Annotated in this window: 21 protein-coding genes and 4 pseudogenes; 14 read left to right on the forward strand and 11 right to left on the reverse strand. The window is 58.4% G+C overall.

All coding sequences use genetic code 11. From position 1 onward, the window contains the following. Positions 1 to 3 precede the first annotated feature (3 nt). Positions 4 to 1,128 (reverse strand): DNA replication/repair protein RecF, encoded by a 1,125-nt coding sequence (recF, locus tag ACP7E0_RS27425; protein ID WP_426129606.1) that lies wholly within the window; start codon positions 1,126 to 1,128, stop codon positions 4 to 6. A 228-nt stretch (positions 1,129 to 1,356) separates the two neighbouring features. Here recF and ACP7E0_RS27430 point away from each other — a divergent pair, with 228 nt between their 5' ends. The 3 genes and pseudogenes from ACP7E0_RS27430 (at position 1,357) to ACP7E0_RS27440 (ending at position 4,558) form a co-directional block, all read left to right on the forward strand. Beyond that, the gene (locus ACP7E0_RS27430) at positions 1,357 to 1,818 is read left to right on the forward strand and encodes a MarR family winged helix-turn-helix transcriptional regulator (RefSeq protein WP_426129608.1); all 462 of its coding nucleotides are present in this window, start codon (positions 1,357 to 1,359) and stop codon (positions 1,816 to 1,818) included. Then, positions 1,811 to 3,013 (forward strand): annotated as a pseudogene (locus tag ACP7E0_RS27435) (HlyD family secretion protein). The gene ACP7E0_RS27430 and the pseudogene ACP7E0_RS27435 overlap by 8 nt, the downstream one beginning before the upstream one ends. 5 nt (positions 3,014 to 3,018) lie before the next feature. After that, positions 3,019 to 4,558 (forward strand): annotated as a pseudogene (locus ACP7E0_RS27440) (DHA2 family efflux MFS transporter permease subunit). A gap of 6 nt (positions 4,559 to 4,564) precedes the next feature. Here the strand turns inward: ACP7E0_RS27440 and ACP7E0_RS27445 are convergent. From ACP7E0_RS27445 to dnaK, 4 genes and pseudogenes are all read right to left on the reverse strand, one after another. Next, positions 4,565 to 5,273: pseudogene (locus ACP7E0_RS27445) on the reverse strand (glutathione S-transferase). Between the two features lie 129 nt (positions 5,274 to 5,402). Continuing rightward, positions 5,403 to 6,530 carry a molecular chaperone DnaJ gene (gene dnaJ / locus ACP7E0_RS27450; protein WP_426129609.1) on the reverse strand — a complete coding sequence of 376 codons (1,128 nt, stop codon included), beginning with the start codon at positions 6,528 to 6,530 and terminating at the stop codon, positions 5,403 to 5,405. Positions 6,531 to 6,809: 279 nt separating this feature from the next. Beyond that, a complete protein-coding gene (locus ACP7E0_RS27455) occupies positions 6,810 to 7,289 on the reverse strand; it encodes a GNAT family N-acetyltransferase (protein WP_426129611.1) in 480 nt (159 codons plus the stop codon). 151 nt (positions 7,290 to 7,440) lie between these two features. Beyond that, the gene (gene dnaK, locus ACP7E0_RS27460; RefSeq protein ID WP_426129613.1) at positions 7,441 to 9,363 is read right to left on the reverse strand and encodes a molecular chaperone DnaK; all 1,923 of its coding nucleotides are present in this window, start codon (positions 9,361 to 9,363) and stop codon (positions 7,441 to 7,443) included. A gap of 440 nt (positions 9,364 to 9,803) precedes the next feature. Between dnaK and ACP7E0_RS27465 the strand changes: the two genes are divergently transcribed. The 5 genes from ACP7E0_RS27465 to ACP7E0_RS27485 all read left to right on the forward strand — a co-directional run bounded on the left by ACP7E0_RS27465 (position 9,804) and on the right by ACP7E0_RS27485 (position 12,530). Next, on the forward strand, positions 9,804 to 10,523 hold the full coding sequence (locus ACP7E0_RS27465) for a hypothetical protein (protein WP_426129615.1): 720 nt from the start codon (positions 9,804 to 9,806) through the stop codon (positions 10,521 to 10,523). 3 nt (positions 10,524 to 10,526) lie between these two features. Further along, positions 10,527 to 10,895, forward strand: coding sequence for a hypothetical protein (locus ACP7E0_RS27470; protein WP_113245535.1), 369 nt, complete (start codon positions 10,527 to 10,529; stop codon positions 10,893 to 10,895). 344 nt (positions 10,896 to 11,239) lie between these two features. Next, entirely contained in the window at positions 11,240 to 11,608 is a 369-nt protein-coding gene (locus tag ACP7E0_RS27475; RefSeq protein ID WP_426129617.1) for a hypothetical protein, read from the forward strand. An 85-nt stretch (positions 11,609 to 11,693) separates the two neighbouring features. Beyond that, the gene (locus tag ACP7E0_RS27480; protein ID WP_037103752.1) at positions 11,694 to 12,062 is read left to right on the forward strand and encodes a hypothetical protein; all 369 of its coding nucleotides are present in this window, start codon (positions 11,694 to 11,696) and stop codon (positions 12,060 to 12,062) included. Between the two features lie 99 nt (positions 12,063 to 12,161). Continuing rightward, positions 12,162 to 12,530, forward strand: coding sequence for a hypothetical protein (locus tag ACP7E0_RS27485; protein ID WP_426129619.1), 369 nt, complete (start codon positions 12,162 to 12,164; stop codon positions 12,528 to 12,530). A gap of 74 nt (positions 12,531 to 12,604) precedes the next feature. Here ACP7E0_RS27485 and ACP7E0_RS27490 read toward each other — a convergent pair whose 3' ends face one another. Further along, the gene (locus ACP7E0_RS27490) at positions 12,605 to 14,848 is read right to left on the reverse strand and encodes a transglycosylase domain-containing protein (RefSeq protein WP_426129620.1); all 2,244 of its coding nucleotides are present in this window, start codon (positions 14,846 to 14,848) and stop codon (positions 12,605 to 12,607) included. Between the two features lie 408 nt (positions 14,849 to 15,256). On the opposite strand from ACP7E0_RS27490, the gene ACP7E0_RS27495 reads away from it, so the two are divergent. The 4 genes from ACP7E0_RS27495 to ACP7E0_RS27510 all read left to right on the forward strand — a co-directional run bounded on the left by ACP7E0_RS27495 (position 15,257) and on the right by ACP7E0_RS27510 (position 16,450). Continuing rightward, positions 15,257 to 15,403, forward strand: a complete 147-nt coding sequence (locus ACP7E0_RS27495; protein ID WP_426129622.1) for a hypothetical protein — start codon at positions 15,257 to 15,259, stop codon at positions 15,401 to 15,403. A 114-nt stretch (positions 15,404 to 15,517) separates the two neighbouring features. After that, the gene (locus ACP7E0_RS27500; protein ID WP_426129624.1) at positions 15,518 to 15,847 is read left to right on the forward strand and encodes a hypothetical protein; all 330 of its coding nucleotides are present in this window, start codon (positions 15,518 to 15,520) and stop codon (positions 15,845 to 15,847) included. Positions 15,848 to 15,965: 118 nt separating this feature from the next. Beyond that, a complete protein-coding gene (locus tag ACP7E0_RS27505) occupies positions 15,966 to 16,133 on the forward strand; it encodes a hypothetical protein (RefSeq protein WP_426129626.1) in 168 nt (55 codons plus the stop codon). Positions 16,134 to 16,186: 53 nt separating this feature from the next. Next, positions 16,187 to 16,450, forward strand: a complete 264-nt coding sequence (locus tag ACP7E0_RS27510; protein WP_426129628.1) for a DUF2934 domain-containing protein — start codon at positions 16,187 to 16,189, stop codon at positions 16,448 to 16,450. Positions 16,451 to 16,516: 66 nt separating this feature from the next. Here the strand turns inward: ACP7E0_RS27510 and ACP7E0_RS27515 are convergent, their stop codons facing one another. After that, entirely contained in the window at positions 16,517 to 16,669 is a 153-nt protein-coding gene (locus ACP7E0_RS27515; protein WP_426129630.1) for an entericidin, read from the reverse strand. A 391-nt stretch (positions 16,670 to 17,060) separates the two neighbouring features. Between ACP7E0_RS27515 and ACP7E0_RS27520 the strand changes: the two genes are divergently transcribed. Together ACP7E0_RS27520 and ACP7E0_RS27525 are read left to right on the forward strand one after the other, a co-directional pair. Beyond that, positions 17,061 to 17,270, forward strand: a complete 210-nt coding sequence (locus tag ACP7E0_RS27520) for a cold-shock protein (protein WP_056338617.1) — start codon at positions 17,061 to 17,063, stop codon at positions 17,268 to 17,270. Positions 17,271 to 17,516: 246 nt separating this feature from the next. Further along, positions 17,517 to 18,005 carry a hypothetical protein gene (locus tag ACP7E0_RS27525; RefSeq protein ID WP_426129633.1) on the forward strand — a complete coding sequence of 163 codons (489 nt, stop codon included), beginning with the start codon at positions 17,517 to 17,519 and terminating at the stop codon, positions 18,003 to 18,005. 13 nt (positions 18,006 to 18,018) lie between these two features. Here ACP7E0_RS27525 and ACP7E0_RS27530 read toward each other — a convergent pair whose 3' ends face one another. From ACP7E0_RS27530 to ACP7E0_RS27545, 4 genes and pseudogenes are all read right to left on the reverse strand, one after another. Next, positions 18,019 to 18,981 (reverse strand): lysylphosphatidylglycerol synthase domain-containing protein, encoded by a 963-nt coding sequence (locus tag ACP7E0_RS27530; RefSeq protein ID WP_426129635.1) that lies wholly within the window; start codon positions 18,979 to 18,981, stop codon positions 18,019 to 18,021. Positions 18,982 to 19,083: 102 nt separating this feature from the next. Further along, positions 19,084 to 20,472, reverse strand: coding sequence for a M20/M25/M40 family metallo-hydrolase (locus ACP7E0_RS27535; protein WP_426129637.1), 1,389 nt, complete (start codon positions 20,470 to 20,472; stop codon positions 19,084 to 19,086). 216 nt (positions 20,473 to 20,688) lie between these two features. Beyond that, positions 20,689 to 21,120, reverse strand: a complete 432-nt coding sequence (locus ACP7E0_RS27540) for a MarR family winged helix-turn-helix transcriptional regulator (protein WP_426129639.1) — start codon at positions 21,118 to 21,120, stop codon at positions 20,689 to 20,691. A 412-nt stretch (positions 21,121 to 21,532) separates the two neighbouring features. Next, positions 21,533 to 22,482, reverse strand: a pseudogene (locus ACP7E0_RS27545) (LysR family transcriptional regulator). Between the last annotated feature and the right edge of the window lie 9 nt (positions 22,483 to 22,491).

Genomic DNA, 22,491 nt, shown 5'->3' on the forward strand with positions numbered 1-22,491 from the left:
CTCTCACCCGGAAACGGTGCCGTTGGCAACGGTGAGATAACGCGCCCTGTCACCAAGAGCTGAAAACATCGACTGGTCCGTGCCGGTCATGAAAGCCTGACCGCCGAGATCATCGACCAGATCAAACAGCGCCGCCCGTCTGCCCTCGTCGAGATGGGCGGCGATCTCATCGAGCAGCAATACCGGGGCATGGCCAGTCATATTGCCGACCAGGCGGGCATGGGCGAGGATTAGGCCAACGAGAAGCGCTTTCTGCTCGCCGGTCGAGCAGCGCGCTGCTTCCATGTTCTTGGCACGGTGACGGATCAACAGATCGCTGCGGTGCGGGCCATCCAGCGTGCGGCCGGCTGCGGCGTCGCGGTAGCGGCCAGCCCTCATCATCTCCAGATATTGCTCTTCCAGATCGAAGGCCGGGCGATGCCATTCTCCGTCGAGAAAGCCGGACAGCGCCAGATCGGCCGCCGGAAAGACGCCACCTTCGTGGTTCTTATCGACCAGCCCCACCAAAAGACCGAGCATTTCCTGCCGCGCCAACGCCATCGAGATGCCCAATTCGGCCATCTGCCGCTCAAGGCCTGTCAACCAGACCGGATCGGGGCGTCCTTCCGAGAGCAGTTTGTTGCGGCCGCGCATGGCACGCTCGTAATCGGTGGCGCGTCGGCCGTGTTCGGGATCGAGCGACAGAACAAGCCGGTCGAGGAACCGGCGGCGGTCGCCCGAACCGCCGGTGAACAGACCATCCATAGCCGGCGTCAGCCAGAGCACGCGCAAATGATCAAGCAACTCGTCCACCGTCTTTGCCGTCGTGCCGTTCAACCGCAGGCGGCGCGTCTGGCCTTCCTCAGTGCCTGCCGTACCGGTGCCGATCTCGACGGAACCGTCCATGCCCTCCAGTTCTGCAAACACGGAGAAGCCGGTCTCGGCGCCGGCCCGCGCCACATCGGCATAGGCGGCACGGCGCAGTCCGCGCCCCGGTGAAAGAAAAGAGACGGCTTCCATCAGGTTGGTCTTGCCCGCACCGTTCTCGCCGGTCAGCACCACATGGCGAGTGTCGAGATCGAGCGACAGTCCCGCATAGTTGCGGAAATCGCTGAGCTTCAGACGGGAAAGTGAAACCTTGTGCGGCATGGGGAATCCGGTTGCGTGTCGGGGTGAGAGCTAAGCCGAGAGGAGGCCGATGGCAAGGTGGAACATCGATGCGCATCAAACAGGAGGGGGCGGGCGGGAGACCGGTCGGCGCATTCACCGAGATGTGACAGCAGCAATGACGCAACGCACACATGGCCAGTTGCGCAGGTTCGAACATTCAAATAAGATTGCTTATATTATGTATGCTAATGATATGGCACTCCCTCCATGAACCTTACCCCTACCCTGGGTTTTCTGCTTCACGACGTCGCCCGGTTACTGCGCAAGCGTTTCGAACAACGCGCAAAACACATGGGCCTGACGCGCTCGCAATGGCAGACGATCGCCTATCTGGCCCGCAATGAAGGCATTCATCAAAGCGGCCTTGCCGAGCTCCTGGAAATCGAACCGATCACCCTGATGCGGGTGCTCGACAAGCTCGTCGAACGCGGCTTCGTCGAGCGGCGGCGGCATGAGACAGATCGCCGTATTTCGCTGCTCTACACCACGGAACTTGCCCGCGGACTGTTGTCCGACATGCGCGCCATCGGTGACGCGACGCGTTCCGAAGCCTTGCAAGACATTCCCGACGAGGACCGTGAAAAACTCGTCGGCATTCTCGACCTAATGAAATCCAACCTCCTGCAGGCCTGCCGTGCGCCGGCCGATAAAGAAACCCACCATGGCTGACACCCTCCGCGTACCCGCCAATGCCAATGTCACAACCCCCGAAACATCCGAAGGCGTGACGGCCGAAGCAAAGATAACCACCGCGCCACCGGCATCAGCCGACCCCGCTCCTGCCGCCGGCATCGTTCGCCGCCGCGGCAGCCTGAAGCGGCCGATCCTGTTTGCACTGCTACCGATCGCGCTGATTGCCGGCGGCTACTTCTATGTCACCGGCGGCCAGATCATGGAAACCGACAACGCCTATCTGCAGGCAGACATGGTCGGCGTTTCGACCGACGTCGCCGGCACGGTTGCCTCGGTCAACGTCCACGAGAACGAAGAGGTCAAGGCTGGCCAGATTCTGTTTCAGCTGAAGCCGGATTCGTTCCGCATCGCCTTGGAAGGGGCCGAGGCCAAGCTCGCCGCCTCCCGCAACGAACTTTTGAACCTCAAAGCAAGCTATGCCCAGACCCTGGCGCGGATTGCCCAGGTCGACGCCGACATTCCCTATTACCAGACCGCTTTCGACCGGCAGCAGACCCTGATCACCAATGCTGCCGCGTCGCATGCAACCTATGACTAGGCCAAGCACGATCTCGACGCCGCCAAACAGAAGGTGACGGTTGCCAAGGCCCAGGCCGAAACGACGCTGGCGCAGCTCGGTGGCGACGCCAACCAGCCGATCGAGCAGAATCCGCTCTATCTCGAAGCCAAATCGGCCGTGGACGACGCGCAGCGCCAGTTGGACGACACCACGGTGCGGGCACCGTTTGACGGCGTGGTCACAAACGTCAACGCGCTGCAGCCCGGCAGCTATCTGGAGGCCGCACAGCAGGCCTTCTCGCTGGTCTCCACCAAGAACATGTGGATCGCGGCCAATCCGAAGGAAACCGAGCTTACCTATGTGAAGCCGGGCCAGCCGGTGACAATCACCGTCGATACCTATCCGGGCGTCGAATGGAAGGGCAAGGTCGCCAGCGTCAGCCCGGCCTCCAGCGCCAGCTTCGCGCTGCTGCCGGCACAGAACACCTCCGGCAACTGGGTAAAGGTGATGCAGCGCATTCCGATGCGGGTGACGATCGACGACACCGCCGGCAAGCCGCCGCTGCGTGTCGGCATGAGCACGCTGGTTGCCGTCGATACCGGCCGTGCGCGCGGAATACCGGACATGATCCAGAAACTTCTTGGCCATTCGACCGCCCACGCCCAAGAGTAACGGCCATGAGCAGCATAGCCTCTGCCGCCACAACGCCCGTCGCCAATCGCGGCGCCATCACCGCCTGCATCATCCTTGCGGTAATCATGCAGGCGCTGGACACGACCATCGCCAATGTGGCGCTGCCCTACATCCAGGGCAGCGTGGCGGCGAGCGCCGACCAGATCAACTGGGTGCTGACTTCCTATATTGTCGCAGCCGCGATCATGACGCCGCCGTCCGGGTTTCTGGCGGCAAAATTCGGCCGCAAACCGGTTCTGCTGGTGGCGATCGTCGGCTTCGTCGCGGCTTCGGTGCTTTGCGGCCTCGCACAGTCTCTGCCGCAGATCGTCGGTTTCGCCTGCTGCAGGGCCTGTTCGGCGCAGCGCTCGTTCCCCTGTCGCAGGGCATCCTGCTCGACATCTATTCGACCCAGGAACGCGGATCGGCGATGGCGCTGTTCGGGGTCTCGGTGATGGTCGGACCGGTGCTGGGGCCGGTGATCGGCGGCTGGCTGACGGAGAATATCAGCTGGCGGTGGGTGTTCTACATCAACGTGCCGATCGGTGCGCTGGCCTTTGCCGGTATCAGCGTCTTCGTCAAGGAAACCAAGCTGGACACGCAGGCGAAACTCGACTGGTTCGGCTTCGGCATGCTCAGCCTCGGCAACGCCTCGCTACAGCTTTTCCTCGACCGTGGCGGCCAGCTCGACTGGTTTTCCTCCGGCGAAATCCTGATCGAGGCCATCGTCTGCGCGAGCGCCTTCTATCTGCTGGTCATTCATACGCTGACGACCAAAAAATCCTTCATCAATCCGCGCCTGTTCCTCGACCAGAATTTTGCCGTCAGCATGCTGTTCATCTTCGTCGTCGGCGTCACCTACCTGGCGTCGCTGGCACTGATGACGCCCTATCTGCAATCGCTGATGGGCTATCCCGTCGTCACCGCCGGCATCGTCATGGGGCCGCGCGGGCTCGGAACGATCGTCTGCATGTTCGTCGTCGGCCGTCTGATCGGCAAGGTCGATACCCGCATCCTGCTGTTCGTCGGCCTGGCGATCACCGCCTGGGCGATGTACGACATGATCGGCTGGACGCCGGATGTCTCCCAATGGACGATCATCTCCGTCGGTTTCGTGCAGGGCGCCGGGCTCGGCTTTCTGTTTGTGCCGCTGACGACGATCGCCTTCGCCACCCTACCGGCCGAAATGCGGGGCGACGGCACCGGGCTTTACAATCTCTCGCGCAATATCGGCTCCAGCGTCGGCATCGCTGTCGTCTCGGCGCTGCTGATTGAAAACACCCAGATCAACCATGCGTCGATCGCTGCTTATGTGACACCATTCAACCATGCGTTCCAGGCTCCGGCGGCCGCAGGGCTCGATCCGATGACGGCGGTGGGTCGTGCCTCGCTCGCAGCATCGTCACGCTGCAGGCGACCATCATCGCCTATATGGACGACTTCAAGCTGCTGATGATCATGTCGCTGGCGGTCATGCCGCTGGTCTTCCTGTTGCGCAAGCCGAAGGCTCCACCGGCAATCGACCATAGCGCGGTGATGGAATAGGTGGCTTTAACGCCGGTCAAGCTCCGGATAATAGCGGAAAATGCCCTGCTCGTTAAAGGCAAGCCGCCGTTCCGAGGCCAGATAGGCCTTGATCCGCGGCAGTTTGCGGACCTGCGCGTTGAGCGCAGCGAGAAGCGGATAATCCGGCTCCACCGCCGTCATAAGCGTAACGCAGCCCCTCGATGAGGTGGAACAGCGACAGATCGACATAAGTGAGCATATCACCCAAGGCATGGACCTGCCCTTGTCTGTTCTTCGCCAACTGCTTTTCGAAATAGCCAAGGAATTTCGGCAGCCGTTCCTCGCGAAAACTCTCGGCCCGCCGCAACGCTTCGTCCTTCTGGTCCTCGTAATAGATCGACACGCCGATCGGATGATGGGTGTCGTGGATTTCAGCGACGAAATCGGTGATGCTGAGTTGCAGCCCATGCGCGGTTATACGCCCGGCCTCATGTTCGGGTGCGAGACCCAGCCGGTTGCCCAGATAAAGCAGGATATTGGCGGCGTGGGAGATGACGAGGTCGCCATCCTTCAGGAAGGGTGGGGCAAGCGGCATGACGCCCGCCGTCTTGTTCTTCATCATCGCCATCATCCGCGCCATGCCGCCGTCATTGCGGGCGACATCGATGTAATCAGCACCGGCCTGTTCCAGCGCGAGGCGGACGAACTCACCCCGGCCGGGGATTCCATCCCAGTAATAGAGCTCGTAGGTCATGGTGCACCTTTCGCGTGGGGATACAGCCTGCCTGCATTACGGGCCACAGACAAAAAAGCCGGAGGCATTGCTGCCTCCGGCCAATATATATTGCGGATTGTCTGTTCTGCCAGCCGCCGAGTGCGGCGCTTACTCGATGTCGAAGAAATCCTTCATGCGGGAGAAGAAGCCCGCCGATTCAGGGTTGTTTTCCTTCGAGGACAGTTCCTCGAACTCCTTTAGAAGCTCGCGCTGGCGCTTGGTCAGCTTCTGCGGCGTTTCGATCTGGATCTGGATATAGAGATCACCCATCTGGCTGGAGCGCAGCACCGGCATGCCCTTGGCCTTCAGGCGGAACTGCTTGCCAGCCTGTGTGCCTTCCGGCACCGAAACCCGCGACTTGGTGCCATCAAGCGTCGCCACATCGAACTTGCCGCCAAGGGCTGCCGTCGTCATCGAGATCGGCACGCTGCAATAAAGATCGGCGCCGTCGCGCTGATAGAACTCATGCGGCTTTACCGACAGGAAAATATAGAGATCGCCGGAAGGCCCGCCACGCAGACCGGCTTCACCCTCGCCGGACAGGCGGATACGGGTGCCGTCCTCGATGCCGGCCGGGATATTGACCGAGAGCGAACGCTCTTCAGTGATGCGGCCCTGGCCGTGGCACTTGCCACAAGGGTCGGCAATGGTCTGACCGCGGCCCTGACAGGTCGGGCAGGTGCGCTCGATCGAGAAGAAACCCTGCGCGGCACGCACGCGGCCGGAACCCTGACAGGTGGCGCAGGTCGTCGGCTTGGTACCGGGCTTGGCGCCCGAGCCGGTGCAGACATCGCAGGTTATCGAGGTTGGAACCCGGATCTGCGCCGTCTTGCCGGCATAGGCCTCTTCCAGCGAGATTTCCATATTGTAGCGCAGATCGGCACCGCGCTCGCGGCCGCCCGACGAACGCCGCTGACGCCCGCCGCCCATCATCTCGCCAAAAATGTCTTCGAAGATATCGGAGAAGCCGCCGGCGCCACCGCCCATACCGGCGCCGCCACCCATGCCGCCCTGTTCGAAAGCCGCATGGCCATAACGGTCATAGGCTGCCCGCTTCTGCGGATCCTTGAGCATCTCGTAGGCTAGGCTGATCTCCTTGAACGTCTTTTCAGCTTCCGCATCGCCAGGATTCTTATCCGGATGATACTTCATTGCGAGTTTGCGGAAAGCGCTCTTGAGCTCCTTCTCGTCTGCTGTTTTCGCAACGCCGAGCGTTTCGTAAAGATCACGTTTCATGCTTGCAGATTGTCCTGTTGAATAGGCGCGTCAAAACCGGCTGCCCGGCGGTCGCCAAATTTCCTTGCAACAGGATTTAGTAAACCTTCAAGCGGGATACCATAGGCAATACACTATCTCGGCCGATTTTTCTCGGAAAAGTACTGAATCAGGCTCTCTGACCTTCGATCTTTCCCTCGCGGCAGCCCCGGCCCTGGGTGGACACGGGTTGATCCAGCCGCCGAGTGCCTTTTGGAAGCGTTGACCGGGAGCGATCTTGAGCGCTTCCTTGCGGTTCACTCACGCAACATCCCTGCGGAGATCAAGGAGTTTCATAAAATAGACCGATGCCCTGGGAACACCGAAGGGATCGACAAAATGATGCGGAACGATGCCGATTTGCTGCCAGCCCAAACGGCTATAAAGCCGTTCGCCAGCTCCGCCCATGACAGTATCGAGAATGAGGAGCGAACGTGCGAGCCGCACCGCTTCCACTTCTACGGCCAGCATCAGCGCCGTACCGATGCCTCGACACTGGAAATCGCGGTGGACAAGCAATTTGAAAATCTCAGCCCGATGCGGAGCGTTCGGCTCCGGCGACAGATACAGTTGCACGGTTCCGGCAATCTGCCCGTCGATCGAGGCGCAGAAAAGCAATCGTTCCTGTTCGGCAACGGCAAACCCGACGACCGCGCCGTCTTCAACACTTTGAACAAGAATTGCAGCAAGCCGGTCCAAATTCTGCGCCGCATATGCCCTATCGACAATCGAGATTTCCATTGCACCCTCAATTGGTTTTATCGCTGCCGGAGTGTGCCTTGGAAGGCTCTACCGTTCAACGTTTGCCGTTGAACCGGTTACTCAATTGCTGAAAACAAAAAAACCCGGAGCTTTGCGGCTCCGGGTTAATGATGGGCTGTTCAAAGAAGGCTTATGCAGACTTCTTGCGGTCGTCCTCGTCTTTCACTTCTTCATAGTCGGCATCAACGATGTCGCTATCGCGGGCTGCATCAGCCTGTGCATCGGCATTGGCTGCTTCAGTCTGCTGCGATTCGTACATCGCCTGGCCAAGCTTCATCGAAGCTTCGAGAAGCGTCTGGGTCTTGGTCTTGATGTCTTCAGCATCCGGCTCGGAGGCTTCCACAGCAGTCTTCAGCGCAGCGATCGCATCGGAGATCGCGGTGCGTTCGACTTCCGTGACCTTGTCACCGAATTCCTTCAGCGACTTTTCCGACGAATGGATCAGGCTTTCGGCCTGGTTCTTCGCTTCGACCCCTTCACGGCGCTTCTTGTCGCTTTCGGCATTGGCCTCGGCATCCTTGACCATCTTCTCGATATCGGCGTCGGACAAACCGCCCGATGCCTGGATCCGGATCTGATGTTCCTTGCCGGTGCCCTTGTCCTTGGCCGAAACCTGCACGATGCCGTTGGCGTCGATATCGAAGGTGACTTCGATCTGCGGAACGCCACGCGGTGCCGGCGGAATGCCAACCAGGTCGAACTGGCCAAGCAGCTTGTTGTCCTGAGCCATTTCGCGCTCGCCCTGCGAAACGCGGATGGTTACGGCATTCTGGCTGTCTTCGGCCGTCGAGAAGGTCTGCGACTTCTTCGTCGGGATCGTCGTGTTGCGCTCGATCAGGCGGGTGAACACGCCACCGAGCGTTTCAATGCCGAGCGACAGCGGGGTCACGTCGAGGAGCAGAACGTCCTTGACGTCGCCCTGCAGAACGCCGGCCTGGATCGCGGCGCCCATGGCAACCACTTCATCCGGGTTGACGCCCTTGTGCGGCTCCTTGCCGAACAGCTGCTTGACGATTTCCTGTACCTTCGGCATGCGGCTCATGCCGCCGACCAGAACGACTTCGTCGATCTCGGCTGCGGTGACACCGGCATCCTTGAGGGCCGCCTTGCACGGTGCAACGGTGCGCTGAACCAGCTCATCAACCAGGCTTTCAAACTTGGCGCGCGACAGCTTCATCGTCAGGTGCTTCGGACCGGTGGCATCCGCCGTGATGAACGGCAGGTTGATTTCGGTCTGCTGCGACGAGGACAGTTCGATCTTGGCCTTTTCAGCAGCTTCCTTGAGGCGCTGCAGAGCCAGCTTGTCGTTCTTCAGGTCGATGCCCTGATCCTTCTTGAACTCGGCTGCAAGATATTCGACCAGACGCATGTCGAAGTCTTCACCGCCGAGGAAGGTGTCGCCGTTGGTCGACTTCACTTCGAAGACGCCGTCGCCGATTTCCAGAACCGAGATATCGAACGTACCGCCGCCCAAGTCGTAAACGGCGATGGTCTTGCCGTCCTTCTTGTCGAGGCCGTAAGCGAGCGCCGCTGCGGTCGGCTCGTTGATGATGCGGAGCACTTCAAGACCAGCGATGCGGCCGGCATCCTTGGTTGCCTGGCGCTGCGCGTCGTTGAAGTAAGCCGGAACGGTGATAACGGCCTGCGTGACCTTTTCGCCGAGATAGGATTCTGCGGTTTCCTTCATCTTCTGAAGGATCATGGCGGAGATCTGCGACGGGGAATAACCCTTGCCCTGCGCTTCGACCCATGCGTCGCCATTGTCGCCCTTGACGATCTTGTAAGGAACGAGCGCCTTGTCCTTTTCGACGAACTTGTCGTCGTAACGGCGGCCGATCAGGCGCTTGACGGCAAACAGCGTGTTTTCCGGATTGGTGACAGCCTGACGCTTGGCCGGCTGGCCGGTCAGACGCTCGCCATCGTCGTTGAATGCAACGATCGACGGCGTGGTGCGTGCACCTTCCGCATTCTCAATGACCTTCGCGTCCTTGCCGTCCATGACGGAGACGCAGGAGTTGGTCGTTCCCAAGTCGATACCGATTACTTTAGCCATGTCGTTCTCTCCTTGCAGCGGACTGTCAGAACCCGGTCTGGCATTCATGCGACAGCCCCTAACGGGATGGTCTGTGGAATATTCGCAGCGAAAACTGCGGTGATGGGGCGTATATAAGGACCAGTGTTTCGGACTGCAAGGCATGACGACGCCACGAAGCCGAGGAAATCAACGCCTATTATGACGAAGCATCGCGCGTCGTTACCGAAATCAGCAATCCTCTCTTGAAGGCGATTGCGGTTCTCGCTCCAGAACAGCGGGGACGTCCAGCAGGCATGGCGGTATCGACGCGATCGTCTGCTGCGGGAAAATCATCGCATGTTCATTGGGTTGACCGGAATATAATTGTTTCGCCGGCTTTTTCCAGCCTGAATTTATCCCCGTCGCCTCTGCACCACGCACAATTGTCCGACTGAATTGAAAAGCGGATGGCGTGGCCAATGATTTCGACAGAACCGGCAGACCTGAGCCTGCCACAACTGAGCTACCGGCAGGCGGCGATGGCCGTCGAAATTCGCGCGCTGACCTTATGCCTGGAATGGAAGGCCGGTTTTCGCCCCGAGCAGCCGCGGGTGCCGGCCGGCAATCCCGACGGCGGGCAATGGGCTGGAGACGGTTCCGAAAGCCGCCCGATCCGCGTCAGCCGCCGCGGGCCTCGTGGCGCGGGACAAGTCCGCATTCTCGACAGATGGCAGCCCGTCACGCCCGCGCAGGAAGCGCGGCTGGCGGTCAGTATCGGCCGGATGCAGGAAGCGCTACGCGCAGTTCAAAGACGTGACCCGAACTGGCGGCCGACCCCGCAAGCCTACGAGACGGTCGAAGGGCTGATACGGGCCAATGAATCCGTAACACAGGAGGCGATGCTCCGCGCGCTCCAGTTGCGACTGCCGCGGACCGGCATCGGACCCTATGCAAAGGAGTGGCTTGCGGCGCCAGCTACCAACAGGCGGCTGACCAGGAGAGAAGAGGCGGAAATTGATCGCATCGGCCGTACCTATGGATGCCACTGGTGTGGTATAAAGACGTCCGGGACTAAGCGCGGTCATTTTATTGGTGATCATCAGGTGCCAAAATCGCTTGGCAAACCAAGTAGAATTTATCCGCATTGCTGGCCGTGCAGTAAATCACAAGGTGGATTGATATCTCAGGAAAGTTACTGATCGATGTCCATAAAAAAACTCACAATTGCCCCTGAATATCTCAGCATCTATGTTGCAGGCCGTCGCAACGTCAAAATTCCTCTTCATATGGACAGGCGGGGAATATTTTCCTCGCCTGACTGCATCAACGTTCCTGCGCTCTACTGGAACGATGGAGACACCTCTGTGACATTCGGACCGATTTTAGAAATTAAGGAAACGAGAGAGCCGGATTTCGATGGAATTCTGAACACTCCCAATAACGAATTGATTTTATTTGATGCAATCGAGCCTGAATTCGCCAGTACACACGTGCCTTCCCAAAAAACACGTATCCGAATCTGGATCGACCATCCCAGCGAGCCCGAAAATGTCACCGTCGCATGGGGGTAGGGATAGCGAGATCAGGCTTTCTGGACATTCACGTCACGCATGTGACATTAGGACCAGCGTCCGAGATAACGGAGACCCGGCAGCCCGATTTCTACGGCATTCTCGCCACACCCAATGAAGAGATAATCTTTTTTGACGCGAACCGCCCTCAATATGCCATTGCGCACATGCCATCCGTCAAAACCCGTATCCAAGTCTGGATGGATCACCCGATCGAGCCGGAAAATGTCGTTATCACCTGAGGTTAAGTAAGGTATCCAGTTAAACACATCGTGCTGCAGAAACATTGCTGATGGTACAGCAAATCGCAAGATGGATTAATCTCTAGAGGGAGGTATTAATCTGTGCCTGTTGAAAAACTCACGATCACACCTGAATATTTAAGTATATATGTTGCAGGCCATCGAAAGGTTAACATTCCTTTGCATATGGACAAGCAAGGAATATTTTCATCTCCCGACTGCATCAACATTCCGGCGCTGTATTGGAACGATGGAGATACGCATGTAACATTCGGACCAGCTTCCGAGATTATTAAGGCAGGTCAGCCTGATTTCGACGGTATTTTGAATACCGCCAATAAAGAGATTATCCTCTTTGATGCACTTGAGCCTCAATTTGCTATTGCACAGGTGCCTTCCTTGAAAACACGTATCCGGATCTGGATGAACCATCCCACCAGCCCTGATCAGGTGACTATCGCTTGGGGGTAGATAAAGCCGATACGGTGAAAAATGTGGCTTGCTGAGGAACGGCAACTCGCAGGGCAGACTTTCATCAAAAGGGGATTGTGACGCCATGACCGTGCAGCACCTGTCGATCGCTCCGGAATATGTGAGCTTTTACGTTGCAGGCCGTCGAAATGTCGATATTCCGACGCACATGGATAGGCGAGGTGTCCTTTCGTCAAAAGACTGCATTCTCATTCCCGCGCTCTATTGGAACGACGGGGACACCCACGTGACGTTTGGACCAGCTTCCGAGATTGAGGAGAAACGGGAGCCTGATTTCAACGGGATTCTGAACACCCCCAATCAAGAAGTTATCTTGTTTGACGCGAACCAACCCCAATATGCCATTGCGCGTGTCCCATCCGCGAAAACCCGTATCCAAGTCTGGATGGATCACCCGATCGAGCCAGAGAACGTGGTTATTGCCTGGGGATAAGCAAAAGTCGTGCAGCGAAGAGATGCTGCCCGATGACGAGTTGATGTTGAGCGCAGTAAATCACAAGGCGGACTGATATCTCAAGGAAGGGACTACTTGATGTCCGTAAAGAAAATTACAATCACGCCAGAATACCTGAGCATCTATGTTGCAGGCCGTCGCAACGTCAAGATTCCGCTCCACATGGACAGGCAAGGAATATTTGCTTCCTCTGACTGCATCAATGTTCCAGCTTACTATTGGGGCGACGGAGATACCAATGTGACGTTCGGGCCGATTTTAGAAATTACAGGGATAAGAGAACCTGATTTCGACGGAATTCTGAACACCCCCAATAACGAACTTATCTTGTTTGATGCTATCGAGCCTGAATTCGCCCGTGCACAAGTGCCATCCACGAAAACGCGGATTCGTGTCTGGATCGATCACCCGATCGAGCCGGAAAACGTTATCATCGCTTGGGGATAGCGACTGTTCAAACCGGCTCGGTAATACATGGAAAACGACCCCCACCGTGAGGAGCACCAAATGGCGGTTGCGGTTCAACCGCCGGTCAGGATGTCGAACAGGGTCGTGCGGCGGGTCGCACCGGTGGTCTCGCCGACATCGGCCGGTGGTGTAAGCCCGGAATTTGCCGACTGCGCCGGCTGATCGAAATCCTGCGTGCCAGCCGTCTGTCCGTTGGCGGCGGGTGCTTGCGGAAATTCATCCGCCGCCCCATTGCCGAACGTGCCGGAGATAACATCGCCCACACTCTCGGGCGGTGCCTGATTATCGTCGAATGTCGGCTGGATCCCGGTTGTGCCGAAGACCGGTGAAGGCGACAGGCCCTCGTGGGCCGCCGTCATGAAATCGTGCCAGGCCTTGGCCGGAAGACCGCCGCCAGTGACCTTCTTCATCGACTTGCCATCATCATTGCCGAACCAGACGCCGGTGGTCAGATTGTTGGTGAAGCCGACGAACAGAGCGTCTCGGAAGGACTGCGTGGTGCCCGATTTGCCAGCCGCCTGCCAGCCCTTCAGCCGGGCAGCCTTGCCGGTACCATGATCAATCACGCCGACCATCATCTGGTTCATCTCGCTGACAACAGCCGGATCCAGCACCCGGGGCGGGTTGTCATAGGTATTTTCATAAAGAACAGTGCCGTCAGCCGTCGAAATCCGCCGGATCACATGCGGCGTCGCCTTGAAGCCACCATTCATGAACGGGGCATACGCTGACGTCAGTTCGACGAGGCTGACTTCCGATGTCCCGAGTGCGATCGAGGCATTGGACTGCATTTCGGATTCGATACCGAGCCGGCGCGCCAGCTTGATGACATTCTGCGGGCCCACCTCCATCACCAGTTGGGCGGCGATGGTGTTGAGCGAATTGGCCAGCGCATTGGCGAGCGTCACCTCGCCGCGATATTTCTGATCGTAATTCTCCGGCGTCCAGTTGCCGATCCGGACCGGCGCATCATTGCGGATCGACATCGGTGTGCGGCCAATTTCCATGGCGGCAGCATAGACGAAGGGCTTGAAGGCCGAACCCGGCTGGCGCCTTGCCTTGACCGCACGGTCAAACTGGCTTTCGGCATAGTCACGGCCACCGACAAGGGCACGGATGGCGCCGGTGCCGTCGATCGAGACCAAAGCCGCCTGTGAGACATCCAGCTTTTGTCCGGATGCGTCGAGGCTTGCAGCCAGTGTTTCCTCAGCCTTCTTTTCCAGATTGAGATCGAGCGTCGTGTCCACGATCAGATCCTGGCTGATCTCGCCGACCATGCCCGGCAGCTGGTCCATGACCATATCTGCGACATAATATTGCGCGCCGGACCAGAAGCTCTTCGCCTTGGTCGGTGTCTGCGACATCGCGGTCTTGATCTCGCTGTCGGTGATGAAGCCTTCCTCGCGCATGGCGCCGAGCACGACCTGGGCCCGCTCCTCCGCAGCTTTCGGATCGCGGGCCGGCGACAGGCGCGACGGCGCCTTCAGAAGCCCCGCAAGCAGTGCCGCCTCGCCGAGGTTCACATCGCGGGCGGATTTGTTGAAATAGCGCCGCGAGGCCGCTTCGACGCCATAGGCATTGGAACCGAAGAACACCCGGTTCAGGTACATCGCAAGAATCTGGTCCTTGGTGTATTTCTGCTCCAGCCAGACGGAGAGCAGCACCTCCTGCACTTTGCGCTCCAGTGTGCGCTCCGGCGACAGGAACAGGTTCTTGGCCAGTTGCTGGGTGATTGTGGAGCCGCCCTGCACCATGCGCCCGGAGGTGATATTGGTCAGTACCGCCCTTCCCAGACCAAGCGGATCGACGCCGAAATGCGAATAGAAGCGCCGGTCCTCGATGGCGATGACCGCCTGCGGAATATAGGGCGACATGTTTTCGAGCGACAGCGCCTCGCCGCCGGTGGCGCCGCGATTGGCAATGATATCACCGCTGACGGACAGGATCTTTACGTTGGGCGGCCGGTCCGGAATGGCCCAGGTGGTAGCGCTCGGCATGCGCGATCCGTAATAGAGCACCAGTCCGCCGACGCCGATGGCGCCCCAGATACCGAGAACGACGCACCAATAGACCAGCGTCCGGATCAGGCCGGTCAGGCCTCCGCCGCCACGCGACCCGCCACGTCTGCTGGTTTTTCGTGAACTGGTCATCTTCGCTCCAGGCTTCGAACTACCGGATTTCCTGCCGCCGCCACTGACGCGTTCACCGGCATTCATGCGCAGATCGCCGTCATCCTGACCGCGTCCACCTTCAAAGGAAGGTTCAATCCTCTGCCCTGATGTTCGATTTCCTGCCATGTCGGGGTGGGTCTGCTCCAGCTGGGCGTTTGGGGAGCGTGGCCGGCACATATACCGCAACGCACGATTTCGCACCGTGCGATGAAGTGTAAATGCGGCGATTTAAGGGGGCGTTAACTTCACGGCCTCAAGTGCCACCGGTTCCCGGCCGCGCGACAACGCACTTGCGGAATGCGGCAATAATCGCCATGTAGTGATCAGCACCGACAGCGGTGCCTGAAGCAATTCCATCGCTTCAGCGCGGCCAACTCAAATCCGCTCGCCAGATTTTTGGAACATGCGGCAAGCATGTCCTTAATTCTCTGACCCAGCCTGTTACTCTTTTGCTAGACCGTTTCGCGACGGAATGGCTGCTTTTGTGACGTTAAGCGTCCGGCGGCCTCAAACAACGATCCAAGGAGACCACCCATGTCGACCCCCTCAGACAAGCCCTACGAACCGATCTCTTTCGCAAAGAAACACCGGATATCCGTTGAAGACGCCCGCAGCATCCTCGACCAGGCAGCCGGCGATAAAAAGGCTGCCGACAAGCATGCGCGACGGGTCAGCGTTTAAATTTTGATGCCCTGTGGGCGGCACCGCTGCATCGACGTGCCGCACAACAGACTTTTCATTCTTGGGAACCTTTCCGCTGGCCAACTCGTTTGTCGGGCGGCAACAGGAGAACCAATGATGGCAGAAACAACCAATAGCGACCTTGAATCCTTGCGCGCCGAAGTGGCGCGCCTATCCAAAATCGTCAGTGCCCAGAGCGCCCAGGCCTATAGCGACGTTCGTGACCGGGCATCAAGCGTCCTCGATGCCGCAGCACCTGTGGCGAGAAAAGCGGCAAGCGTTGCGCGCACCGAAGGCAGCGCCATTGCCCAAACCGCACGGGAACACCCGGCAGCAGCCGGAAGCGCACTGGCGCTTGCGCTGCTGGTCGGAGGGGCGATCGGCTTTTTGCTGGGAGCCGCCTCCCGACAGGAGCCGGAGCCGCCGCGTCGCCGGTATTGGTAACGAACGGGCTGGCAATCGGCATGCACATTCGAAAGGCCCTGTCGGGGCCTTTTTTCTTGAGGCAACCGGAACTTTTTTCCCCAAATCCGGTTATCCGGACTTCAAACAGGGGATTGCCATGGGCCAGATTTATCATCTCAATTCAGAAAACGACGAGCTTCTGTCGGAGGCTGAAAAAGCGTTCGATCTTTCTGCCCGCAGGCAGGCAATGCTGAAGAGCGTTCGGGACCTTCCGGAAACGCCGCGCCACAAACCGGTTCTGAAAGCGCTTGCCGGACTTGCTTAATCCCGTTTCCCACGGCCTGCAAAACTGAAGTCCACATCTCGGCGGAGGAACCTATGGAACACGACAGAGAAACCAGAATCCGGCAACGGGCCTACCAGATATGGCAGGATGAAGGCTCCCCCGACGGCAGACAGGAAGACCACTGGGCAAAGGCTGCACGCGAAATCGATAGTGGCGATATTGAAGGTGGCGGGGTCACCAATCCCGGCGTCGTGCGCGAGGCGATCCGCGAACATATGGATGCGTTTGTTGTGGCGTCCGATCTTGAGGATGCAGATCAGCGCGAGAGTTCACCCGGTACGCGCGAACAGCCGTAGCCGAACCCAATCATCTTCCCGAGATTGGTTCTACGACGTGGCGAGCTTGCCGTAAAATCTCTTCCGTCAGTTCGCGTTGGCCCGCGCGATGCGGTGGGTTGCATCGTCCAACGCATGGCTGGTTTGCACGCCATCCCGCTTCATGCCCCGCACCGTGTTGGCGCATCCAAAGAGCGAAAGCAGGCCCAGGCAGACGGCAGCTATCCCGAACTTCGACATTGCTCGGTCCTCCACTCAAAGCAGCGATAAACAGGACATGACCCGGCCGTCGAATAATTCAACCGGCAACCCGGAAAATACAATTTACGCGCTCTGCACATCCTTATGGCCACGGTTAACTTCTGCTGCCAAATCAAAAAAGACTGTGTTCCTGCTCTCGATTTCGCCTCATAAAACTCAATAAAAACAATGCTACAGCTGAAAGATGAATAATAAAACTTGACTGACGGCCCTCGGTAACCTATTTGAGCTTTGGTCGATATTTGTTAGATGACTTTGGTTTTTGCGACTTGTGCGCAATCGGACGAACTTTCCTTCAGATTCGAACAAAAGCTTTTCCGTAACGTTTTACGGGATGGTTCAACATAATTTGCTAGAGAAAGGGATCGTTATGGCCACTGGCACAGTAAAATGGTTTAATTCCACAAAGGGCTTCGGCTTCATCCAGCCGGACGACGGCAGCCAGGACGTTTTCGTACACGTTTCTGCTGTTGAGCGCGCTGGTATGCGTGGCCTCAATGACGGCCAGAAGATCAGCTTCGAGCTCGTCAAGGACCGCAAGTCCGGCAAGATGTCTGCAGACAACCTGCAGGCTGCTTAATACAAATCTGGCGCGATAATCCGCGCCGGAGAAATGCGCTTCCGCGGTTGACCACGGATGTACTGGCAGGAGTGTCGAAGCGCGTTGTGAAAGGTCGGGTTTTCCCGGCCTTTTTGTTTTTCTGCGTCATGCTTTTTCCCAACGCCCGGCTTGGGTGGCGCGGTTTTTGTTTGGCTGATGCTGGGCTGGACCTTCAAATCGCCTCATCCGCACTGAAACTTGCTGTGAACAACAGGAGTCGTGTGCATGAAAGCCATTTTCGTTTCTCTTTCGACAGCTGCGGTCCTGGCCGTGTCCGCCTTTCACGCCGGCGCCCAAGATCAGGCGGCTTATATCGACGACCGCTCGGACGGTCCGGCTCTTGTCCGCTCGCTCTACAACGCCATCAATCGTCAGGAATATGCCCGCGCCTATAGCTATTTCAGCGATCCGGTCGATAGCTACGAAACGTTTGTAGAGGGCTATGCAAAGACCGTGGATGTTCAGGTGTTGATCGGTTCCGTGACGCAGGAGGGGGCCGCCGGCAGTATCTATGCTCCGGTTCCGGTGGCGATCAAATCAACGGAAAAAGGCGGCAAGGAAAAGGTCTTCGCTGGCTGCTACATCACCCGTATCGTCAACTCTGCCATTCAGGAACCGCCATTCTCGCCGCTGCATATCGAAAGCGCGGAGCTTGAGAAGGTCGCAGGCCCCCTGGAAAAAGCGCTGCCGAAAGTCTGCCATTCGCCGTCATAGGGCAAGGACTGGGTCAGGGGCCGTTGTTTTCGCCGGCCTCGGCTTTGCGGCCAGCAAGGAACTGGCCACGCTCGAAAATGACCACGACGGTGAGCGCGATCAGGAATGGAACGATCAGGTAGAACAGGCGGAAGATGGCAAGACCGGCGAGAACGCCTGCCGGATCCATTTCCGGCAAGGCAGCGATGAACACCAGTTCCAGCACGCCAAGGCCGCCCGGAGCATGGGAGAGAAGCGCCGCCGAGAACGAGGCGAGAAATACCCCGAGGATCACCATATAACCGGGATTGCCGGCCTCCGGCAGGGCGAAATAGATGATGGCGGCAGCTGCGATCAACTCGACGGGGGCAATCAGCAACTGGCGCAGCGCCAGCGACGGTTTTGGATACTCAAGCCTGAACCAGCGGGTTTTCAGTGGCCGGAACCCGACGAGGCTGCCGATGACATAGAGCGCGATCAGCGCCAGAATGATCAGCCCGGTGGAAATGGACGCGCCGATCGGCAGGAAGGTGGCGAAACGGGCGGTGATTTCCGGCTCGACCAGAAGCACGATGGCTGCCAGCATCAGCGTGCCGAGCGCGAATGTGAAAGAGCAGAACGCGACGAGGATGCCGGTTTCCCCAGCCGTGAGGCCCTTTGATCCATACGCCCGATAACGCACGACGGCACCGGAAAAGACCGAGGCGCCGACCGTATGCGACAGCGCATAGGCCGTGAAGGAACACACGGTAATGAACCAGAGAGAGATCCTGTGGCCGAGATGCTCGAGCGCCAGGTGATCATAAGCCGCGAGCGCCGCATAGGCGGCCAGCGTCGCGGCCGCGGCCAATATCCAGCTTTTGAGCGACACGGCCTCCAGGCTCGCCATGAAATCGGCGGCCGAAAGGCCGTGAAGCTCGTGATAGAGGCCATAAAGCGAAAACACGATCGCGGCGAGACCTATCAGCGGCCAGGCAAGTTTGCGTACCGTTTTCATGAGGCGATTATACTTGAAATCTGTAGCTGGCAAAATGTCATCTGCACGAAAAGAACACCCCCGACCGGCCCGGTCAAGGGTGCTAACCGTTAACGATGGCCCTTAAGCCGCGAGCGCGTCGAGAATCCGGATCCAAGAACGGATGCCCTTGTGGAAGGACTGAAGCTCGTATTTCTCGTTCGGCGAATGAATGCGATCGTCCGACAGACCAAAACCCACCAGCAGCGATTCCATGCCGAGCATCTTCTGGAAATCGCCGACGATCGGGATCGAGCCGCCCATGCCAATCAGAACCGCAGGCTTCGGCCATTCATCCGAAAGGGCCGATTTTGCGGTGTTCAGCAGGGCCGAATCGTACGGAAGCTGGATTGCCGGCGAGCCGCCATGCTTGTGGAATTCGACCGAGCAATCGGCCGGGATTTTCGAGGTGACATAGGCGCGGAATGCCGCCCGGATTTTTTCGGGGTTCTGCGCGCCAACAAGGCGGAAGGAAACCTTGGCGGATGCCTGCGCCGCGATCACGGTCTTGAAGCCTTCGCCGGTATAGCCGCCCCAGATGCCGTTGACCTCAGCCGTCGGCCGGGCCCAGGTCAGTTCCATGACCGAACGGCCCTTTTCACCCGACGGAATCGACAGGCCGATTTCGCCGAGGAACTTTTCCGTCGTCATGCCCAGCGTGTCCCAGGCGGCCTTGATCTGCGTAGGCGTTTCCTCAACGCCTTCATAGAAACTATCCAATGTGACGCGGCCGGTGTCGTCGTGCAGCCCGGCGAGGATCTGCGACAGGATATGGATCGGATTGGCGGCAGCGCCACCGAAATAGCCGGAATGCAGATCACGGTCGGCAGCGGTGATGACGATTTCCTCGCCGACGAGACCGCGCAGGCCAGCAGAGATCGCCGGCGTGTCCCGGTCCCACATATTGGTATCGCACACCAGCGCGTAGTCGGCCTTCAACTCGGCGGCGTTGGCTTCCAGGAACGGCTTCAACGACGGCGAGCCGGATTCTTCCTCGCCCTCGAACAGGATAGTGACCTCACACGGCAACGCGCCGTTGACGTCCTTGAACGCGCGGCATGCCTCGACGAAGGTCAGGAGCTGGCCCTTGTCATCAGCCGTTCCACGCCCCGTAATGACCTTGCGGCCGCCATCCAGTTCCTTGATTGATGGCTCGAACGGAGCCGTGTCCCACAGATTGAGCGGATCGACTGGCTGGACGTCGTAGTGACCGTAGAACAGCACGTGCGGCGCTCCGGCCTTGCCGGCTGCATGGTGGGCCACCACCATCGGATGGCCGGGCGTGTCGCGCACCGACGCTTCGAAACCCAGGCTCGTCAACTCGGCAACGAGCCATTCCGCCGCCTTGCGGCATTCAGCCTTATAGGCAGGATCGGTGGAGATCGACTGGATACGGACCAGATCGAAAAGCCGTTCGAGGCTTTTTGGGAGATTGTCGTCTGCGCGGGTGAGAATGCTGGCCGTGTCTGTCATGTCGGAATCCTTGTTGTCGCGGCGGAACCTACTGCATAACTCCTCAAATCGGAATCGATTTAAGGGAGAATTATGCAGCCAGTTAAAGTGCTACAGCGCCGCGCGTCATGAAATGACGCGCGGCGCTGTAGACAAAGATTGGCGTCGCTTTAGGCAAAATATTTTGATCGATGGTTTGATCGATGGATGGTCACCATGCCGGAACGGCGAAAGGTGTCAGTTCTGCGCACCATTGGCGATCGCCATGCGCATATATTCGAGCATGAGTTCCCGTTCGAAATGACGAAAACCGGACAACAGGGATTGGTCGGCGGCGAGTGCTGCCTCTTTCGCCTCCCGCTCCATCTCTCTTGCCTTGGCGGTCAGGAAAATCTGCTGTGCGCGCCTGTCGGTCGGATGTTTTTTCCGCAGGACCAATCCGTCCCGCTCCATCCGGGCCAGAGTATTGGCCATCGTTGCCTGCTCGATATCGAGGCGGTCGAGCAACTGTTTCTGGGTCAGCCCCTCTTCGCTCCACAATTCCAGGAGAACCGGAAACTGGCCGGGGGCAAAGCCGAGTTTCTGGCCTCTCTCCTGCAGGGCGCGGGAGAAGCTTTTCGCCAGAAGGCTGGACAGGTATGTTGCTGAATCCATACGGTCGAAGGCCATGTCTATGGGTACCTCTCCCCAAGCTGGAACACAAGTTACATTGCGGCCGATGGACCGGCAGGCAATACGTTTTCACGCTGATTTGAAATCTGCAGGATATACAAACAAAAACCGCCATGGCGGAGGCGGGGCCACGGCGGTTGTTGTTATAAATTGGACAAAGGCCCGGAGAGGGGGGATAGGCCTTTGTCCTTACATCTGGCTTCGGCGGGGGACAGGCCTTTGACCAGATGACGGCGTGTTCAGGTGCCGTTGGTTATTATTTGTGGTCCCAAATGTGGCTTTTCAAGGGACTCGTCCGACCCGGCGCATTACAAATTGGTAACGTTCCTGTGAGGGCCCTCACTTTTGAGAATAGAGTGTCTACTCTTACCCAAAAACAGCTCTTCAATGACCAAAAGGCGCCTTTTTCTCACTGTCGGTTTACCTCGACGGACAGCGATTGTTCGTTGGAACCCTCCAATCGATCAACGCTTGAATATTCATCCGCAAGGAAATCCAGAAGCGCTCGCACCGAAGGAAGCAGCCCGCGTCTGGATGGAAAGGCTGCGTGGATGATGCCCGCCCGTGGAGCCCAATCGGGAAGGATATCCGCCAGCCTGCCTGCCTGCACGTCGTCTCTGATCATGAACGTCGGGAACTGGCAGACACCAACGCCGCGAAGTGCTGCAAAGCGCAGGGCAATCATATCTTCCGTGACAAACCGGGGACTATGACGGACGGTGGCTGATGCACCGTTTGGGCCATCGAGACACCAATCGTGCTCAAGTTTCATCGGTTCCCAGGCAAGGCTCGGCAGCATGGCAAGATCGGCGGGGACTGCGGCGCGGGACAACCCTTGCAGAAGAGCCGGGCTGGCAACCAGTCGCTGGGTGCTCTCCGCCAATTTGCGGATCACAAGATCACTGTCATCGAGTGGCGGAAAACGCACACGGATAACGAGTCCAAACCTTCGCGAATCACATCGACACGCCGGTTGGTGCTTTCGAGCAGCACTTCCACTTTGGGGTGCTTGGCCATGAAACGGGCAATCATCTCACCGAGCTGAAAATAGATCACCGACGAAGGACAACTGATGCGCACAATGCCCTGCGGCTCGGATCGCGTGCGGTCGATCACCTCTTGCGCCGCGTCAGCCTCCACCGTCATGGCCAGGCAATGGCGGTAGTACTCGCGGCCTATATCGGTCACCGCAAATTGCCGCGTCGAGCGCTGAATCAGCCGAACGCCGAGGCGCTCTTCCAACTGCATTATGCGGCGGCTGAGTTTTGATCTTGGCACGCCGAGCTTTCGAGCGGCGGCGGCAAAGCCGCCCTGTTTGATAACATCGACAAAAAATCGGAGGTCGTTGAGGTCCTGCATGGATTTGAT

Source organism: Pararhizobium sp. PWRC1-1 (genome assembly GCF_049897905.1).
Taxonomy (GTDB): domain Bacteria; phylum Pseudomonadota; class Alphaproteobacteria; order Rhizobiales; family Rhizobiaceae; genus Pararhizobium.

Bases quoted from the DNA above. Each gene is read 5' to 3' on its own strand.
- recF (WP_426129606.1), bottom strand. From the start codon at position 1,128: ATGCCGCACAAGGTTTCACTTTCCCGTCTGAAGCTCAGCGATTTCCGC.
- ACP7E0_RS27455 (WP_426129611.1), bottom strand. From the start codon at position 7,289: ATGGAAATCTCGATTGTCGATAGGGCATATGCGGCGCAGAATTTGGAC.
- ACP7E0_RS27480 (WP_037103752.1), top strand. From the start codon at position 11,694: ATGACCGTGCAGCACCTGTCGATCGCTCCGGAATATGTGAGCTTTTAC.
- ACP7E0_RS27535 (WP_426129637.1), bottom strand. From the start codon at position 20,472: ATGACAGACACGGCCAGCATTCTCACCCGCGCAGACGACAATCTCCCA.
- dnaK (WP_426129613.1), bottom strand. From the start codon at position 9,363: ATGGCTAAAGTAATCGGTATCGACTTGGGAACGACCAACTCCTGCGTC.
- ACP7E0_RS27490 (WP_426129620.1), bottom strand. From the start codon at position 14,848: ATGGCAGGAAATCGAACATCAGGGCAGAGGATTGAACCTTCCTTTGAA.
- ACP7E0_RS27525 (WP_426129633.1), top strand. From the start codon at position 17,517: ATGAAAGCCATTTTCGTTTCTCTTTCGACAGCTGCGGTCCTGGCCGTG.
- ACP7E0_RS27530 (WP_426129635.1), bottom strand. From the start codon at position 18,981: ATGAAAACGGTACGCAAACTTGCCTGGCCGCTGATAGGTCTCGCCGCG.
- ACP7E0_RS27515 (WP_426129630.1), bottom strand. From the start codon at position 16,669: ATGTCGAAGTTCGGGATAGCTGCCGTCTGCCTGGGCCTGCTTTCGCTC.
- ACP7E0_RS27485 (WP_426129619.1), top strand. From the start codon at position 12,162: ATGTCCGTAAAGAAAATTACAATCACGCCAGAATACCTGAGCATCTAT.
- ACP7E0_RS27540 (WP_426129639.1), bottom strand. From the start codon at position 21,120: ATGGCCTTCGACCGTATGGATTCAGCAACATACCTGTCCAGCCTTCTG.
- ACP7E0_RS27500 (WP_426129624.1), top strand. From the start codon at position 15,518: ATGATGGCAGAAACAACCAATAGCGACCTTGAATCCTTGCGCGCCGAA.
- ACP7E0_RS27495 (WP_426129622.1), top strand. From the start codon at position 15,257: ATGTCGACCCCCTCAGACAAGCCCTACGAACCGATCTCTTTCGCAAAG.
- ACP7E0_RS27510 (WP_426129628.1), top strand. From the start codon at position 16,187: ATGGAACACGACAGAGAAACCAGAATCCGGCAACGGGCCTACCAGATA.
- ACP7E0_RS27430 (WP_426129608.1), top strand. From the start codon at position 1,357: ATGAACCTTACCCCTACCCTGGGTTTTCTGCTTCACGACGTCGCCCGG.
- ACP7E0_RS27465 (WP_426129615.1), top strand. From the start codon at position 9,804: ATGATTTCGACAGAACCGGCAGACCTGAGCCTGCCACAACTGAGCTAC.
- ACP7E0_RS27505 (WP_426129626.1), top strand. From the start codon at position 15,966: ATGGGCCAGATTTATCATCTCAATTCAGAAAACGACGAGCTTCTGTCG.
- ACP7E0_RS27470 (WP_113245535.1), top strand. From the start codon at position 10,527: ATGTCCATAAAAAAACTCACAATTGCCCCTGAATATCTCAGCATCTAT.
- dnaJ (WP_426129609.1), bottom strand. From the start codon at position 6,530: ATGAAACGTGATCTTTACGAAACGCTCGGCGTTGCGAAAACAGCAGAC.
- ACP7E0_RS27520 (WP_056338617.1), top strand. From the start codon at position 17,061: ATGGCCACTGGCACAGTAAAATGGTTTAATTCCACAAAGGGCTTCGGC.